The following is a 17,463-nucleotide window of genomic DNA, read 5'->3' as shown; positions in this document are numbered from 1 at the left end:
GGAGAGGTCGGGATGTCTGTGGCCGGCAGGGCCGCCGCCGGCGCCGCGCCTGCTGGGTCATCCCGCACCCACCGGTTGTAGCCTCGGCCCCTATGAGCTGGCTGCCTGACGACTTCGTCCACCCCGTCCACGTGCCCGTGCCCGGCACCGCGCTTCACCTGCGGCCGATCCGGGAGGCGGACACCGCGCTCGACTACCCCGCCGTGATGGGCTCCCGAGAGCGCCTGTGGGAGATCTTCGGCCCGGCCTGGGCCTGGCCCCAGGCGACGATGACCTACGAAGAGGACCGCATCGACCTGCTGCGGCACGAGAAGGAGATAGCCGCGCACCAGTCGTTCAACTACGCGCTGCTGGACGAGGAGGAGACGGCGATCCTCGGCTGCGTCTACATCGACCCGCCCGAGCGCTCCCGCTCCGACGGCGAGGTGTCCTGGTGGGTGGTGGACGACCTTGTCGGCAGCGAGGCCGAGCGCGCGCTCGACGCGCTGGTGCCGCGGTGGATCGCCGCCGACTGGCCCTTCCGGCGCCCCCGTTACCTGGGCCGCGACATCACCTGGCAGGACTGGCTGGCGCTGCCGCGCGCCTCGTGACCCGTCCCAAGCGGCGCCCGGATCGTGTATTTAAAGATCGCTCGCGGTGGTCATCGACGCACCGCTGCTGAGGTTCACGGATGTCCGCCCGCCGCCGTCGAAATCGGCACGGGAAGCTGCTCTTCGCACAGGTCACACCACAGTTGTACGCGTCGTTGAGTGGATGTAGTAGCCGTCGTGCGAGCGCGTGGGCGCTGCCGCTCTCGGAGGCCGGGCCCGCGTGCGACCGCGGACGGCTTCGAGTCGGACCTGCTCGCAGTCCATGAGGACCTGGCCGGGCGCCGGCACGCCGATCCGCTCGGTGCCCTCGCCACCGCAATCGGCCCGACGGGCGTCGTCGACCATGAATTAGAGGCATTCCGACGACATCGCGACCGTGATCCGTACGCGACACCTGCAGACACCGATCGCTCGCGTTCTCTGCTACCTAGATGCGGGCCAGTTCTCCGCCCTTCAGGCCGACGACACCGACTGGAAGTCGGCAATCCGGCAGCGCATCCTTCTCGGCCCGACGTGCCCTACTGCGCCACCCCTGGGCGTCGCGCGTCATCGAATCCCCACTCTCGGCAGCCGGGGTGTGGGGAGGAACTGTTCCCCGGCTCACCGCTGCCGGATGACCTGGGGATGCAGCTAGCCATGTTTCGCGATGGCTCCCAGGCATCCCCACATCGCGGAGACAACGATGTCCGCCGCTCACGACGGGGTCGGTCGTCGGCCGAGGCTGCGACGACCAGTTCGAGCTCGCCCTCGACCTCCTGCTGGACGGATCTGACAACCTCTACCGGCAGGGATGGACGTCCCACGGCGCCCAGTCCTGACCCCCGGGCGACAGGCACTCGGAATTGCACGGCTGAAGCTCAGCCGGCCCCCTGGCCTGGGCCTGTGGCGACGGCGGGGCGCAGGGCCGTCGTGGTCGGCGCGAGGCAGAAACTGCCGGCATGCGAGAGTGTGGGCCGGTGGAGGTCGGCAGCTGGCCGCACCGCCTCAGAGTAGGGAGGCAACCCGCCGATGTTCACCACCGCACGCCTGCAGGTCATCCTGGAGATCGCCCGCCACGGCACCATCGTCGCCGCCGCGGAGCGCCTTCAGCTGAGCCCGTCCGCGGTCTCCCACCAGCTCGCCGCATTGGAGCAGGAGGCCGGGGTGGCGCTGGTGGACCGGGGGCCGCGCAGCCTGCGGCTCACGGTCGCGGGCCAGCGCCTGGCGGACTACGCGCAGCAGATCGTCGATCTGATGTCGTCGGCCCGCGACGAGCTGGCCGCACACGGCGAGGGCCGCCAGGGACTGCTGCGGATCGGGTTCTTCGCCACGGCGGGCACCGAACTGCTGCCGCGCGCGCTGTCGAGCTTCACCCGGGACCATCCGCAGGTCGAGCTGGCGCTGATCCTCGGGCAGCCGCACGAACTGCTCCCCCGCCTGCACCAGGGTGAGCTGGACCTGGTGGTGGTCTTCGACCATCCGCTCAGCCCGGCGCAGGAATCGCCGTACGCGAAGGTCGAGCCCCTGATGCGGGACCCCCAGCTGGTGGTGCTTCCTCCGGATCATCCGCTCGCCCGCCGGCGGCGGCTCCGGCTCGCCGACCTCGCTGCCGAGCCGTGGATCACCACCCTCGGCGTGCAGGGCGAGGTGTCGGTGCTGGAGCTGGCGGCGCGCGCGGAGGGCTTCGCGCCGCGGATCCGCTGCCGCAGTGACCATTACGAGGTCGTGCTGGGCCTGGTTCGGGCCGGTGTGGGGGTGGCGCTGGTGCCGTCGCTCGGCCTGCGCAACCCCGGCGCGGTGGCGGTGCGGCCGCTCGCCCACGCCAAGCTGTACCGGGAGATCGGCGTGGCGCTGCGTCCCGGCAACCCCAACCCGGTGGTCGGCAGGTTCTTCGAGCGGCTGCGCGACGCCGCGTCGACGCTGAGTCAGGAGTTGTCGGACCGGTGGGCTCCGGCGAGCCGGCCGACCGCCGCACCCCAGCGGCGCAGCTCGGCCACGGCGGCCCGCTCCTCCCCCGGCGCGAACGCGGCGATCACGGCATAGACCACGGTGTGCCGGCCGGACACGATCCCGGTGTCGGCGCGTACCCCGGTGTCGGTGCCGGTCTTGTTCGCCACCCGGACGCCGTCGCCCGACCACGGGTCGTGGCCGATCGAGTCGGCGACCATCGTGCGGTCGGTGTTCCCGGCGAGCCAGCCGCGCAGCAGCCCGCACGCCTGCGGGCTCTGCCAGGTCCCCTGCGCCACCGCGGCGAGGAAGGCGCAGAGTTCTCCAGCGGTGCCCGTGGCGAAGGTCTCCGGTACGCCGGGGCCGCGCTCGGCGCGGATCCGGTCGTGCACGGTGGTGTCCCGCAGCCCGGCGTCGCGGGCCAGGTCCCGCACGGCGTCCAGGGTCACCAGCCGCAGCAGGGCGTTGGTGGCGGCGTTGTCGCTGACCGTGGCGACGGCCGTGGCCAGGTCGGCGACCGTCCACCGCCGGGGCGACAGCTGGCCGAGCAGGCCGGTGCCGCCGACCTCCCGGTCGGCGTCGAGCAGCTCGACCGGCTGGCCCGCGGCGAGCGTCCCGTCGGCGAGCCGCCGGGCGACCTCGCCGAGGAGCAGCACCTTGCCGACGCTGGCCAGCGGCAGGACCAGGTCCGGGTCGGCCGACAGGGTGCGGCCGTCGTCCAGCCGCCGCACCATCGCCCCGATCCGCACCGCCGGGCTCATCGCGGCCCCGGCACGGCGCGCTGCCGATCCGGTACGGCCAGCACCCGACCGGGCCGCGCGTCGGTGACCGCACCGTCGCCCACGACGATCCGGCCGCCGACCACCACGCACCGCACCCCCTGTGGCGGCGCCAGCGGATCGTCGTACGTGGCGCCGTCGGCGACCCGCCGCGGGTCGAGAACCACCAGGTCGGCGGCGTACCCGTCGGCGAGCAGCCCGCGGTCTCGCAGGCCGAAGCGGTGGGCGGGCATCGCCGTCATCTTGTGCACCGCCTCCACCAGCTCCAGCAGTCCCACCTCGCGAACATAGTGGCCGAGCACCCGGGCGAAGCTGCCTGCCCACCGCGGGTGGGGACGACCCCCCTTGGGTACGCCGTCCGAGCACAGCATGGTCAGCGGGCTGGCCAGCACCCGGCGTACGTCGTCCTCGTGCATGGAGTGGCTGAGGATGGTGACGTCGCCGTGCTCGGCGGCGAGCAGGTCGCAGGCGTAGTCGACGGGGTCGACGCCGCGGGCGGCGGCCAGGTCGACGATGGTGTGCCCCTGGGCGTCGGGATTGTTCGGGGCGGACGCGACGCGGATCAGGTCCCAGCCGCCGTTGCCGACGGTGTTCTCCCAGCCCGGTACGCCGGCGACCAGGTCGTGGCGGATCCGGTCGCGGAGCGCCGGTTCGGCGGCGGCGCTGAGCATCGCCGGTACCCCGTCGGCGATCAGCCACGGCGGCAACATCGCGTGCAGGGCCGTGCTGCCCGCGGTGTACGGGTAGACGTCGCAGGTGACGTCCAGCCCGTCGGCGCGCGCCCGTTCCAGTCGGGCGAGGGTGCGGACGGTGGCTCCCCAGGCGCGCCGGCCCGCGGTCTTGTGGTGGGAGACCTGCAGCGCCGACCCGGCCGCGGTGGCGATCTCGACGGCCTCGTCGAGTGCGGCTTCGACCTGGGACATCTCGTCACGCAGGTGCGTCACGTACGGCTTGCCGTGTGCGGCCGCGACCCGGGCCAGGGCGATGACCTCGTCGGTGCCGGCGTTGACGCCCGGGGAGTAGATCAGGCCGGTCGACAGGCCGGCCGCGCCCGCGGCCAGCGCCTCGTCGAGCAGGTGGCACATCGCCTGGATCTCCGTGGGGGTGGCCCGCCGCTGGGCGAAGCCGACCACGGCGGCGCGCAGCGTGCCGTGGCCCACGAGGGCGGCGAGGTGGTTGCGCCGGGCCACGCCCTGGGCGTCGGCGAACTCGGCGAACGACCCGTACGCCGACGCGGGTGGCCCGAACGTCGCGGCGAGCAGTTCCCGTACCGGTTCGGCGCGTTGGGGTGGGACCGGGAAGGGGCTGATGCCGCAGTTGCCGCAGACCTCCGTGGTGACGCCCTGGAGCAGCGGCGCGCGGCGCAGCACCTCCCTCTGCTCGTCGTCCCCGGCGAGCAGGTCGGAGTGGGTGTGCACGTCGACGAAGCCCGGCGTGACGACCAGCCCGGTCGCGTCGATGACCTGGGCGGCCGGGGTGCGGCTGCCCGGTGGCAGCAGCAGGAGCCGCCCGTCGCGCACGCCGACGTCGGCGGGGCGGGACGGCGAGCCGCTGCCGTCGATCACGTCCCCGCCGGTGACCAGCAGGTCCAGCCGGGCCATCAGAGCACCTTGGACAGGAAGGCGCGGGTGCGGTCGTGCCGCGGCGCGGCGAGCACCTCCCGGGGTGAACCCTCCTCGACGATGAGGCCCTCGTCCATGAAGACGAGGTGGTCCCCGACCTCCCGGGCGAAGCCCATCTCGTGGGTCACCACGATCATGGTCATCCCGCTCGCCGCGAGGTCCTTCATCACCTCCAGCACCTCGCCGACCAGTTCCGGGTCGAGCGCCGAGGTCGGCTCGTCGAACAGGATGAGCTTCGGCGACATGGCCAGCGAGCGGGCGATGGCCACCCGCTGCTGCTGGCCGCCGGAGAGCTGGGCCGGGTAGTGGTGGGCGCGGTCGGCCAGTCCGACCCGGTCGAGCAGGTCGGCGGCGCGCCGCCGCGCGTCGGCGGTCGGGACGCCCTTCACGGCGACCAGGCCCTCCATCACGTTCTCCAGGGCGGTGCGGTGCGGGAACAGGTGGAAGCGCTGGAAGACCATGCCGATCGACTCGCGCTGGCGGCGCAGCCGCGCGTCCGGCAGGGGCCGCAGCCGGCCGCCGCGCTCTTCGTATCCGATCAGCTCACCGTCGACGTAGACGCGGCCGGCCTGCGGCTCCTCGAGGTGGTTGAGGCAGCGCAGCAGGGTGGACTTGCCGGAGCCGGACGGGCCGACCACGCAGACCACCCGGCCGCGTTCGATGGTCAGGTCGATGCCGCGCAGCACCTCCAGCCGGCCGAAGCTCTTGCGCAGGGACCGGCACTGCACCATGGGCGGGGTCATCGCGCGCTCCCGGTGAAGCGCAGGTTGCGAGCGATCCGCCCGCGCAGGGCGCCTGGCACGGTGGCGCCGAAGCCGCGGCTGAACCGGCGCTCCAGGTAGTACTGGCCGATGCTGGCGACGGTGGTGAGGACCAGGTACCACACGGATGCGACGATCAGCAGGGCGATCACCTCGAAGTTGGTCAGGTAGAGCCGCTGGGCGACGGTGAGCAGGTCGGCGCCGGCGATCACCGAGACGAGCGAGGTGGTCTTGAGCATGGAGATGAACTGGTTGCCGGTCGGCGGGACGATGATCCGCATCGCCTGGGGCAGCACGACCCGCCTCATGATCTTCAGGCGGGACATGCCGAGGGCCGCCGCGGCCTCCTGCTGACCGGGGTCGACCGCGCGCAGGCCGGCCCGGACGATCTCGCTCATGTAGGCGCCCTCGTTGATGCTGAGCCCGAGCAACGCCGCGACGAATCCGGTGACCAGTGTGTTCGTCTCCCAGGTCACCAGCTTCGGGCCGCCGAACGGCACACCCAGCCCGACCTCGGGGAAGATCAGCGCGATGTTGAACCAGAAGATCAGCTGCACCAGCAGCGGCGTGCCGCGGAAGAACCAGACGTAGGCCATGGCGCCGGCGCGCAGGACGCGGCTGTCGGAGACCTGCATGAGCGCCACGACGACGCCGAGCACCACACCGATCACCATGGACGCGACCGTGAGCTGGACGGTGACCCACAGCCCTTCCAGGATGACCCGGTCGAACTGGTACCTGACGACGATGTCCCAGTGCAGGTTCGGGTTGATCGCGATGGTCCAGCCCAGCCAGGCCAGGATCAGGGCGGTCACCCCGGCGGCCAGCCAGCGCCCCGGGCGCAGCGGGTGGCTGATCCGGTTCGCCTCCGGGCCGGCGGGCCCGGCCGAGGCCGGGCCCGTGGCGGTCGCGCCCACCGGGGTGCTCACTTCTGGTCGTTGACCGTCGCGGCCTGCACACCGCTGCCCTGCACGCCCCACTTCTCCAGGAGCCTCGTGTACTCGCCCGAGTCGATCAGCTCCTGCAGGGCCCGCTGGACGGCGTCACGCAGCTGGCTGTCCTTCTTGTCGATCGCGATGCCCCACGGGCCGGCCTCGTACTGGGCCTCCAGCACCTCGTACTTGCCGCTCTGCGTGGCCAGCATCTTGGCCACCGGGTAGTCGACGATGGTGGCCACCGCGCGCCCGGCGTCGATCTGCAGCAGGCCGGTCGGGGCGTCCTCGCTCTGCGAGATGGTCATCTTCTTGGCGCACGAGGTGTTCTGCTTCTCGCCGATGGCGAGGTTCGAGCTGCCCTTGGCGAGCACCACGGCGCGGCCGCACAGGTCCGCCAGGTCCTTCACCCCGGCCGGGTTGCCCTTGGCCACCATGATGGCGCCGCCGGCCTGGAAGTAGTCGACGAAGTCGACGGCCTTGCGGCGTTCCTCGGTGTCGCTCATCGAGGACATGGCCAGGTCCCACCGGTCGGCCTGCAGACCTGGGATCAGGCCGGGAAAGCTGGCGTTGGTCATCTCCAGCTTCAGGCCGAGCCGCCCGGCGATCGCCGCCGCCAGCTCCGGGTCGACACCGATCAGGTCCTGGGTCCCTTCCTTGTACATCTCCATCGGCGGGTAGCCCTCGGCGGTGGCGACCCGCAGGACGCCCTTCTCCTTGAGGGCGGCCGGGACCAGGTCGGCCGCCTTGGCGTCGGCGGCGACCGAGGCGGAGGCGCCGGGCTGCGGCGTCTGACCGCTGGTCGAGCGGCCACAGCCAGCAACGGCGAGCGAGAGTGCGGCGAGACCGACGACAATGCGTAGCGCACGCTTCCTGACCACCGGAAACCTCCTGCCTGAGACGATGGCGGGGAATCTATCCGGGATCAGGCAGCATGAACAGCCCGAATGCTTTGCGGGGTGAGCATCCAAATAGTCGATGCTCGCCGGTGGAGTGGGAGAGGGCAACCCGGCCGCCTCGGTACTCCGGCAAAGGATCGCCGCAACGGGAGTCGCCGCGGTGCTACTTGCGCCCGAGCAGCAAAAAGCGAGATCATCACGCATGCTCGACCCCTCGCCCGAGGACGAACGGCCTTCACCGACGGTTTCCACGCCGCATTTCGTGGGTCGTGATCGGGAGATGACGGCCCTTCGGGGCGCCCTGGCCCGGCCACCGGCGATCGTGCTGGTGGAGGGCGAGGCGGGGATCGGGAAGAGCCGACTGCTGCGGGAGTGGTTGGCCGCGCCGGACCAGCACACCGCCGTGGTCTCGGTGTGCCCACCGCTTCGCGAGTCGCTGACGTTGGGGCCGATCGTCGACGCGTTCCACGGGATCGACCGCCCGGTGTCCCGATTGCGGCTCACCGAGCTTGCGGGTGCGTTACGACCCCTGTTCCCTGAATGGTCGTCGGACCTGCCGCCCGCATTGCCGCCCTTGGACGATGCGAAGGCGGCCCGGCATCGCCTGTTCCGCGCCCTGGACGAGCTGCTGCGGGCCCTGCGGGTCGACGTTCTCGTGCTCGAGGACGCTCACTGGGCCGACGAGGTGACCTTGGAGTTCCTGCTGTTCGTCACCTCCCGACAGCAGTCGGACGGGCCGAGCCTCGTGATCTCCTATCGACCGGAGGAAGTGGACGCCGGGTCGCTGTTGCTGCGGCTGACGTCCCGGCTGCCCGCTGGCGTGACCCAGCTGAGGATCGCCCTGGCGCCCATGCGACCCGACGACACGGCAGCGCTGGTGTCCTCGATGCTGGACGGCAACCCGATATCGCAGGAGTTCACGACGTTCATGCACGAGCGGACCGGTGGCGTTCCGCTGGCGCTGGAGGAGTCGGTTCGCCTCATGTGCGACCGTGCCGACCTCGTCTTCCGCGACGGGCAGTGGGTCCGGCTGAAGCTGCGCGAGCTACAGGTGCCGCCGACGGTGCGCGACTCCACCCGGGAGCGGGTGGGCAGGCTGTCACCGACGGCGCAGCAGGTGCTGCGAGCCGCGGCGACGTTGGCTGAGCGGTCGTCGGTGGCCACGATCGCGATGACCGCCGCGCTGCCACCGGATGCGTGTCGAGGCGCCGTCGCGGAGGCGGCCAACGCCGGCATCCTCGACGGAAACGACCGCGGCCAGTGGCGGTTCCGGCATGTGCTGGCCGCCACGGCTGTCTACGAAGCGATCCCGTTGACCGACCGCAGACACTTCCACCTGCTGGCCGGCCGCGCCTTGGAGGACATCCATCCGCCGCCTGTCGCACGCCTTGCCCACCACTTCCGTGAGGCGGGCGAGACGCGGTCCTGGGCGCGGTACGCCGAGCAGGTTGCCGAGCTGGCCATGGCCTCGGGTGACCACACCAAGGCCGTCGACGTGCTGGTCGATCTGTTGTCGTGGGCTGTGTTGCCGCCGGCGGATCGGGCACGGGTCGCGCGCATCGCCGGAGTAGCCGCACTGGGCCGTCGTGAACCGGTCGACGAGGTGTACCACCGCGTGATCCGTACCTTGCGCTCGGTGCTGGAGACCCCTGGACTCTCCGCCCGCCAGCAGGCCGAGATCCGCAACCCCCTGGGTCGGCTCCTGATCACCGGGGGTGAGGCGCAGGCCGCACTCGGCGAACTGGAGCAGGCGGTGGCCAACCTCGACCATGACCCGGTCGAGGCGGCTCGGGCGATGACCTATCTGGGATGGGCCTATGCGGGGCCGTGGCCGGCGTCGACCCACCGGCGTTGGCTGGATCGCGCCGCCGAGCTCGCCGCCGCATTCGATTCTCCCGCGGAGCGGCTGAACCTGGCCGGCAACCGCGCCGCGGCGTTGCTCATGCTCGGCGAAGAGGAGGCGTGGGACGTCGTCGCCGACCTGCCCACCGACGGCGCGACCTCGGCGGAGCGTCTCGACGTGGCCCGCATCCACGCGAATGTCGGAACCGGTGCACTGATCTGGGGTCGGTACGCCGACGCGGAGAAGCACCTCGCCGTGGCCATGCGCCTTGCCGAGGCCGAGCAGGCGTCCCGGTTGCAGCACAACGTCCGACTCGAACAGGCCAACCTGGCCTGGCTGACCGGCCGGTGGGAGGGTCTCGCGGAGCGGAGCGCGGCACTCGCCGATGCCGACCGGGACCGGCCGGCGCACTACCTCGGCAGCATTCGCCTCGCGGCCCGGCTGGCAGCCGCGGCCGGACGGCGGCGCGCCGCGGAGGAGCAGTTCCGGCTCGTCCTCGAGGAGTCTGCCCGTCTCGGCGCGGCCGACGACACGATGGAGGCCGCCGCTGCGCTGGCCAGACTGTGGCTGACGGACGGAAACAGCGCCCGGGCGCTGCAGGTCACGAACGAGCCGATGGACACCGTCCGGAGGAAGGGCATCTGGGTCTGGGCGACGGACCTCGTCCCCGCCCGGGTCGAGGCGCACCTCGCCGCGGGCGACGTGAAGGCCGCGACCCGCCTGGGCGACCAGTTCGCCAGAGGACTGCGTGGCCGGACGGCGCCCGCGCCTCGCGCCGCGCTCACCGTATGCCGCGCCCTGCTGCTCGCCGCAGCCGGAGACCACGCCCGCGCGGCGGCGGCATACGGTCGGGCGGCGCGCGCCTGGGGCGCGTTGCCGCGCCCGTACGACGCCATGCTCGCCCGCGGGCGTCAAGCCGAGGCGCTCATCGCGCACGGCCAGACCGAACAGGGCCGAGAGCTGCTGGCCGCGCAGTACGAGCAACTGTTCAGGCTCGGAGCCCGCGGCGATGCGGACCGTGTCGCACAGCGGCTTCGCGAACACGGCGCCGAGGTCCCGCGACTGTGGCGTGGCGGACGACGAGGGTACGGAGACCAGCTGTCACCTCGCGAGCTCGACGTGGTCCAACTGGTTGTCGCCGGCAAGACGAACCGGGAGATCAGCCGGATCCTGGCCAAGTCGCCGGCCACGGTCGATCAACAGCTACGTGCGGCGATGCGCAAGCTGAAGGTGACCTCCCGGACCGCGCTCGCGGTCAAGGCAGTGGAGGCCGGAGTGTTCGCGGAAGAGGACTCCCTCGGCGACGCGTCGTGAAAATTGACGTATCCGCTGGATAGCGAGCGGTCACTCGTCCGCCGAGCATGACTGCATGATCCATAGCCGTAGGCCAATGCATGGCTGAGCGACCCGTCGCGGGTGACGACTCCGCCAGCGAGCACCAGCCACCTCTCGAGCTGTCGCGCGAGCCGCGCGTCAGCGCCTCCGACGTCCGCGACGCCCACGACGCCGACGAGCACGAGAGCCACGACCCCTACCAACCCCTGTAGGCGAAGGACCCCGCATGAGACTCAAAGCCCTCGCGGCTTCGCTGGCCGCAGCGGTCGGCCTGAGCATGATCCAGCCACCACCGGCGTCCGCCGCTGAGCCAGATCCCGGCGCGGCCGCCAACAAGATCGCGTCGAACCTGAAGGATCGCTTCCGCACGCAGCCGGCTTCCGACTTCTGGATCACGTTCGACACCACGGCCGATCTCGCCCCCGCCAAGAAGATCGCGAACTGGACCGCCCGCGGTCAGTTCGTCTACGACGCGCTGAAAGCGGCAGCGAAGAGTTCCGCGGCGTCCGTCGCCGCCGAGCTCGACGCGGCGGGCGTGAAGTACACGTCCTACCCGCTCGTCAACGCCGTGCTCGTCAAGGGCGGCACGCAGAAGCTCGCGCTCGACGTCGCCTCGGTCGGGCAGGTCGCCGAGATCCACGCGGCGCCGCAGGTCGCGCTGGTCGAGCCCGTGGACGAGAAGACGCCGGCTGACCAGGCTGCCCGCCCCGCCGCCCCGAAGGCCGCCGCCGAGGCGGGCACCACCACGTGGGGTCTGGACGCCATCCACGCCCCGCAGGCCTGGGCCATGGGCGCCACCGGTGCGGGCATCACCGTGTCCAACCTCGACTCGGGCGTCCAGTTCGACCACCCCGCCCTGATGCACCAGTACCGCGGCACGAAGCCGGACGGCACCGTCGACCACAACTACAACTGGATGGCCACCCGGGGCACGTGCACGGGCGCGCCGTGCGACGACAACGGACACGGCACGCACACGATGGGCACCATGGTCGGCGACGACGGCACCGAGCACGTCGGCGTCGCCCCGGACGCGCAGTGGATCGCGACTAACGGCTGCTGCGACAGCAGCGGCGTCGAGTCGCTGCTCAAGTCCGGCTGGTGGCTGCTCGCCCCGACCGACGTCAACGGGAACAGCCCGGACCCGTCCAAGCGCCCTCACGTCATCAACAACTCGTGGGGTCAGACCCTCGAACACAACTTCGACGACTTCTTCCAGGCCATCGACGAGGCCTGGAGCGCCGCGGGCATCTTCAGCGTCTGGTCCTCGGGCAACACCACGCCGTACGCGGCCTGTGACACCGTCTCCTCGCCCGGCTCCGCCGAGAGTGCCTACTCCGTCGGCGCCTACTCGTCGGACGGCACGCTCGCGTCGTTCTCCCGCAAGGGCGAGGGTGAAGGCGGCCGGATCAAGCCCGAGATCTCCGCTCCGGGCGCCGCCGTCCGCTCGTCCTACCCGAACAACAGCTACACCGAGATGTCCGGCACGTCGATGGCGGCACCCCACGTCGCCGGGGCCGTCGCGGCGCTGTGGAGCTACGACCCGACCCTCATCGGGCAGGTCGATGAGACCCGCCGCCTGCTCGCCGACTCGGCCGTCGACGTCGACGACACCGAGTGCGGCGGCACCGCCGACGTCAACAACAAGTACGGCGAAGGCCGGCTCGACCTCGTCCGCCTGATCGAGCTCGCGCCCCGGCAGGGCGGCACCCTGACCGGTGTCGTCACCGCCGACGGCGCTCCGGTCCCCGCGGCCGACGTGACGATCAGCGGGCCGTTCAGCCGGTCGATCGGAACCGACAAGGACGGCCGGTTCACGACGAACCTCCCGGTCGGCGACTACCAGCTCAGCACCAGGGTCTTCGGCTACCTGACCGCGACCGCCAACGTCACGATCTCCCTCGGCCAGGACACCTCCGTCAAGCTGCCGCTCACGGCCGCCGCGAAGCACGACATCAGCGGCAGGGTCGTCGACGACAAGAAACGGCCCGTCCCGAACGCCGACGTCTCCGTCAAGGACACGCCGCTGAAGCCGGTACGCACGGATGCCAACGGCGCGTTCACGATCAGCGCCGTCCCCGAGGGCGGGTACACGCTGACCGTCAAGCCCAACGCCTGCTTCTCCCCCACGACGGTCCCGCTGACCGTCGGCGCGCAGAACGAGTCGCGCGAGATCCCGGTCGGGCTCGTCGTCGACAAGGGCGGCTACAGCTGCGCCGTCTCCGACGGCGAGTACCTGCGCGGCACCGACCCGGTCGCGTTCACCGGCGGCGTGTGGGCGACGGTGAAGCTGCCGTTCCCGATCGCGCTCTACAACGGCAGCCACGACACCCTCGGCGTCAGCCTGCGCGGCGTGATCACCCCGGACGAGGGCACCGGACCCGGCAGCGGCGGTGCGGGCGTCTTCCCGTTCTACGTCCAGACCCCCGTCGAGTTCGCCCCCGGCGGGGGCGTCTTCACGGCAGCCACCAAGGTCAACGGCGAGGACGCGTTCGTCGTCGAGTTCCGCAACGCCAAGCTCTGGGCCTACCCGACCCGGTCGGAGTACACGGAGCCGGTCAGCTATTCGGCCACGCTCACCCGCTCCGGCACCGTGATCTTCGGGTACGGCGACGGCATCGGGACCGACGACCCGGTGACCGCCGGCGCCCACGGCATCACCGGCATCCAGGGCTGGGCCGGCGTCGACGGCATCCGGTTCTCCGACAGCGCCCCGGTGCTGCGCGACGGGATGATCGTCACCTACGACATGCCTGACTTCGGGTACCTCGATGCGACAGTCGTCGACCAGAACGACGGGCTGCCGGTGGCCGGGGCCAAGGTCTCCTTCACGAACAAGAGCGGGCTCGTCGAGGCGGTCACGACCAACGGGACGGGCATCGTGCACCGCCAGCTTCCGGTCGGCGACTACACCATGACGGTCGACGCGCCGAACTACACGACCGCGGCGTACCCCTTCTCCCTCGACAAGCTCTACGCGAACGCCAAGATCGACGCGCGCCTGACCACGGGTGTCGCCGGCCTGAAGGCCGACGGCCTCGACGCGCTGCTGGGCACCGACCAGAACGGCGTCGGCTCGCTGACGCTGACCAACACCGGTTCCGCCCCGCTCACGTACGACCTGGGCGAGGCCGCGCGCCACCCCGAGCTTGACGCCACCGGCGCCACCGCGCGCACCGGGACGGGTGCGGCCAGCACGATCGACCTCACCGCGTGGAAGGCCGGTGCGAGCGGCATGAAGCCGTCGAACGTCGACGGCAAGGCGGCGACGGCGAAGGCCGCGGAAGCACAGGCGGCCGGCAAGGTCGGCGTGACCTCCGGCGGTGAGGTCATCACCCGGATCGCCATCCCGGGCACCATCCAGGAGAAGGAGCCCTCCGGCGTCGGGTACGACGGCGACGTCTGGGTCCACGACTACAACAAGCGGACCAACACCGCCTACACGGTGACGGGCAAGCCGACCGGAAAGGTCTTCGACGCGTCGTGGAACCCCGCGTACCGGGCGTTCGACATGGCGCTCGACACCAAGACCGGTGACATGTGCCAGATGGAGGACAGCCCGGCCAGCTACATCCACTGCTTCGACCGGAAGACCGGGAAGGAGACCCGGCAGATCAAGGGTGACTGGTCCACGCTGCAGCTGACCGGCCTCGCCTACAACCCGGCGGAGGACGTGTTCTACGTCGGCGGCCGGGCGAACGGCATGATCGGCACCGTCGCCGGGACGTCGCACGACAACGCGGGGGCGCTGCTGTCCTTCTGCGCCCCGCCGCTGCCCGAGGTGATGGGCCTGGCCTACAACCAGGCGTCCGACACCATCTGGTACACCGACCTCACCTCGAACAGGCCCACCCGCCTGCTGCAGGTCGACCCCGACGACTGCTCGCTGGTGAACGCGTGGTGGTTCCCGGGCCAGAAGGCGGGCCAGGGCGGCGGCCTCGAGACCGACTCGACCGGCGCGCTGTGGGCGGCCGACCAGGTCGCCGATGACGTCGTGCTGGTCGACGTCGAGGACGACCTGCTCACCGACCTGCCGTGGCTGTCGCTCTCCTCGACCGGCGGCACCCTCGCCCCGGGTCAGTCGACGACCGTCAAGGTCTCGATCTCCTCGAAGGACGCCGAGCCCGGAGTCCTCGGCGCGAACATCGTGGTGAGGTCCGACTCCGGACGCCAGTCCAAGACCTACGTCCCGGTGACGCTCACGACCACGAAGTACCAGGTCGGCGTCAACGCCGGCGGCTCGAAGTTCACCGACGGCTCCGGCTACACCTGGTCCGGGGACCAGGCCGCCGGCAAGGGGGCGTGGGGCTACGAGGGGAAGACGAAGGTCGCCTCCACGACGTCCGGGATCGAACGTACGACGGACGACGCCCTGTTCCAGTCGCAGCGCACCACGGCGGACAAGCAGTTGTTCTACCGCTTCCCCGACGCGCCCAAGGGCACCTACGCGATCGATCTCGGGTTCGCCGAGATCGAGAAGGTGGCCAGGGGCAAGCGGGTGTTCGACGTCCTCGTGGACGGAACGCTGACGGACTACGCGTACGACGCGGCCGCGGCCGTGGGGCCGAACGCCGCCGACTGGCGCACCGCCGTTGTTGAGCACGAGGGCGGTCCGCTGACCGTGGAGCTGCGGGGCTCGAAGGGCCTGAAGGCCCCGACCATTGCCGCGCTGCGGGTGACGCTCGACCCGCGCGCAGACACGGCGGAGCCGGAGCCCCAGCCCGAGCAGCCGGAGCCGGGCCCCGTGCCGGTGGCCCCCGCCGGTCGCTCCTACTCGATGAAGGTGACCGACGGGCTGTACCGCCAGGGCGCGCAGGAGTCCGGGTGGCACGGCGATGACGTCTGTGGCGTGCTGTGGTTCGACTCCAGCTTCCTGTTCCCGTTCTACGACACGGCCTGGGACGGCGTGTGCGTGACGACGAACGGCCAGCTGATCTTCGACCAGGCCAGCGCCGTGGGAAACAACACGGAGCTGCCGTCGCCATACGCGTTCGACGCGATCTATCCGCTGTGGGACGACCTGGTCGTCGACGACGAGGCGGGCATCTACTTCGGCACCATCCAGGTGGACGGCCTGGCCGCTGAGGTGATCGAGTGGCGCAACGCCACCTTCTACAGCGACCAGTCGGCTCGCGTGAGCTTCTCGGTCACCCTGATCGCCGACGGCCGGATCCAGATCGGGTACGGCGACGGCGTCGGCGGCGACAACCCCCTCACCCGGGGGTCGTCGGCCACGGTCGGTGTGGAGAGCCTGACGCACAACCCCGCGGGCCAGTACTCCTTCAACCAGCCCATCCTGAAGGCCGGCCTGGGGCTGGAGTACACCCTCCCGGCCGCGGGCACGATCGAGGGCACCGTCACCGACAAGAACGACGGCAAGCCGATCGAGGGCGCGATCGTCACGCTCAAGGGGCCGAACGGTGAGCGGGTCATCACGGCCGACGCGAAGGGCCGGTGGAAGGCTCAGGCGCTGGTCGGCGAGAACACCGTGCAGGTCGAGGCGCCGAACTACGTCACCGCCAGCCACCCGGTGACCATCGCCAAGAAGGATCAGGCCGAGATGGTCGACACGGCGTTGACCACGGGCATCGCCACCGTCACCGGAGGTGACCTCGACTGGCTCCTCGACAAGGGCCAGAAGGCGACGGCCGGCGTGACCGTTACCAACACCGGCTCCGCCCCACTCGAGGTGCGGCTCAGCGAGCAGAAACGCACCAGCGACGGCGGGCACGAGGCCGCCGACCTTCCATGGCTGACCCTCACGGGCGCGGCCGCAACCGGCACGGTCACGCTCGCGGCCGGCGAGTCCACCACGGTCACGGCGACGGCCGACAACGCCGGCGTCGAGCCCGGTGTGCTCGTCGGGGACGTGCTCGTGGCGTCGAACGCCGGCAAGGGCGAGGCCCAGCTCAAGCCGGTCCGCCTGGCGACCTCGGCCTACTGGAAGGGCGTCGACGTGGGCGGATCCGGGTACGCCGGCACCGACGGCTTCGTCTGGTCGCCCGACCAGCAACTCGGCTCGTCGCCGTGGGGCTACGTCGGCGGCAAGGCCCGTACCACCAAGGCCGACATCGCCGGCACCGAGGACGACGCGCTGTTCCGCACCCAGCGGACCGGCGAGACGTTCAGCTACGTGTTCAAGAACGCCCCCGCCGGGACGTACCGGATCGGCCTCGACTTCGCGGAGATCGAGAAGGTCAAGGCCGGCAAGCGTGCCTTCGACGTTCTGGCCGACGGCAAGATCGTGCTCTACGACCACGACGTGCAGGCGAAGGTGGGTGCGCTGACCGCGGACATGAACACGGTCACCGTCGAGCATGCCGGTGGCGATCTGACGATCGAGCTTCGCCGCGAGAAGGGCGAGAGCGACCCGATCCTCAACGCCCTGAAGATCCAGGAGGACCCGCGCCTCTGAGATAGCCGCACCGGTCCGCCAGCAGTGGTCAGAGCCTCCTCGGAAAGGATCGCCGGGGAGGCTCTGACCGCGTTTGAGCTGGTTGATGCCGCACTCGACGGCGTGGTGTTACCGGATGACGTACTGCTGGCTCGGCGAGCCGCGGCAGCGCGATGGCCTCCACCGCATCGGTGCACTCGTCCGACATGTCGGTTTGATGGCTGCTTCGGCCGCCGCGTGCCTGCCTGGTGGTGATCCCGGTCACCTCCGCGGTCGGAGCGTTGGCGGTCGCGCAGGGCGGACGGCAGGGTCATGGGTCGGCGTCGTCTCGCCAGCCATATCCCAGCAGGTCAGGAGCGTTCGTTGCCCGCCCACCGGCGTC

At 71.2% G+C, this 17,463-nt stretch carries 10 protein-coding genes; 5 read left to right on the top strand and 5 right to left on the bottom strand.

Annotated elements, in window-relative coordinates:
* Window positions 1-92: 92 nt before the first annotated feature.
* A complete protein-coding gene (locus F8274_RS00590) occupies window positions 93-590 on the top strand; it encodes a GNAT family N-acetyltransferase (protein ID WP_151460284.1) in 498 nt (165 codons plus the stop codon).
* Between the two features lie 1,008 nt (window positions 591-1,598).
* Complete coding sequence (locus F8274_RS00580) at window positions 1,599-2,612, top strand: LysR family transcriptional regulator (protein ID WP_151460283.1); 1,014 nt, start codon at window positions 1,599-1,601, stop codon at window positions 2,610-2,612.
* Here F8274_RS00580 and F8274_RS00575 read toward each other — a convergent pair.
* From F8274_RS00575 to F8274_RS00555, 5 genes are read right to left on the bottom strand one after another with little or no spacing between them, the layout of a single operon-like run.
* On the bottom strand, window positions 2,495-3,277 hold the full coding sequence (locus F8274_RS00575) for a serine hydrolase (protein WP_151460282.1): 783 nt from the start codon (window positions 3,275-3,277) through the stop codon (window positions 2,495-2,497). The genes F8274_RS00580 and F8274_RS00575 overlap by 118 nt on opposite strands.
* Window positions 3,274-4,896, bottom strand: coding sequence for an amidohydrolase family protein (locus F8274_RS00570; protein WP_151460281.1), 1,623 nt, complete (start codon window positions 4,894-4,896; stop codon window positions 3,274-3,276). Before F8274_RS00570 ends, F8274_RS00575 begins: the two co-directional genes overlap by 4 nt.
* Window positions 4,896-5,660: an amino acid ABC transporter ATP-binding protein gene (locus F8274_RS00565; RefSeq protein ID WP_305070063.1), complete on the bottom strand. Its 765-nt coding sequence runs from the start codon at window positions 5,658-5,660 to the stop codon at window positions 4,896-4,898. Before F8274_RS00565 ends, F8274_RS00570 begins: the two co-directional genes overlap by 1 nt.
* Complete coding sequence (locus F8274_RS00560) at window positions 5,657-6,607, bottom strand: amino acid ABC transporter permease (protein ID WP_225853503.1); 951 nt, start codon at window positions 6,605-6,607, stop codon at window positions 5,657-5,659. The genes F8274_RS00565 and F8274_RS00560 overlap by 4 nt, the downstream gene beginning before the upstream one ends.
* The gene (locus tag F8274_RS00555) at window positions 6,604-7,491 is read right to left on the bottom strand and encodes an ABC transporter substrate-binding protein (RefSeq protein WP_225853502.1); all 888 of its coding nucleotides are present in this window, start codon (window positions 7,489-7,491) and stop codon (window positions 6,604-6,606) included. Before F8274_RS00555 ends, F8274_RS00560 begins: the two co-directional genes overlap by 4 nt.
* A 220-nt stretch (window positions 7,492-7,711) precedes the next feature.
* On the opposite strand from F8274_RS00555, the gene F8274_RS00550 reads away from it, so the two are divergent.
* The 3 genes from F8274_RS00550 to F8274_RS00545 all read left to right on the top strand — a co-directional run bounded on the left by F8274_RS00550 (window position 7,712) and on the right by F8274_RS00545 (window position 17,102).
* Window positions 7,712-10,666 (top strand): AAA family ATPase, encoded by a 2,955-nt coding sequence (locus F8274_RS00550; RefSeq protein WP_151460279.1) that lies wholly within the window; start codon window positions 7,712-7,714, stop codon window positions 10,664-10,666.
* Window positions 10,667-10,746: 80 nt separating this feature from the next.
* Entirely contained in the window at window positions 10,747-10,899 is a 153-nt protein-coding gene (locus F8274_RS31025; protein WP_192579630.1) for a hypothetical protein, read from the top strand.
* Window positions 10,900-10,913: 14 nt separating this feature from the next.
* The gene (locus F8274_RS00545; protein WP_151460278.1) at window positions 10,914-17,102 is read left to right on the top strand and encodes a carboxypeptidase regulatory-like domain-containing protein; all 6,189 of its coding nucleotides are present in this window, start codon (window positions 10,914-10,916) and stop codon (window positions 17,100-17,102) included.
* Window positions 17,103-17,463: the final 361 nt, after the last annotated feature.

Origin of the sequence: Micromonospora sp. AMSO31t (genome assembly GCF_008868175.1) — a bacterium.
GTDB lineage: Bacteria > Actinomycetota > Actinomycetes > Mycobacteriales > Micromonosporaceae > Micromonospora.
This window is presented reverse-complemented; position numbering and strand designations above follow the sequence as displayed.

Coding starts and splice junctions, on each gene's coding strand:
- F8274_RS00590 (WP_151460284.1), top strand. CDS start 93: ATGAGCTGGCTGCCTGACGACTTCGTCCACCCCGTCCACGTGCCCGTG.
- F8274_RS00580 (WP_151460283.1), top strand. CDS start 1,599: ATGTTCACCACCGCACGCCTGCAGGTCATCCTGGAGATCGCCCGCCAC.
- F8274_RS00575 (WP_151460282.1), bottom strand. CDS start 3,277: ATGAGCCCGGCGGTGCGGATCGGGGCGATGGTGCGGCGGCTGGACGAC.
- F8274_RS00570 (WP_151460281.1), bottom strand. CDS start 4,896: ATGGCCCGGCTGGACCTGCTGGTCACCGGCGGGGACGTGATCGACGGC.
- F8274_RS00565 (WP_305070063.1), bottom strand. CDS start 5,660: ATGACCCCGCCCATGGTGCAGTGCCGGTCCCTGCGCAAGAGCTTCGGC.
- F8274_RS00550 (WP_151460279.1), top strand. CDS start 7,712: ATGCTCGACCCCTCGCCCGAGGACGAACGGCCTTCACCGACGGTTTCC.
- F8274_RS31025 (WP_192579630.1), top strand. CDS start 10,747: ATGGCTGAGCGACCCGTCGCGGGTGACGACTCCGCCAGCGAGCACCAG.
- F8274_RS00545 (WP_151460278.1), top strand. CDS start 10,914: ATGAGACTCAAAGCCCTCGCGGCTTCGCTGGCCGCAGCGGTCGGCCTG.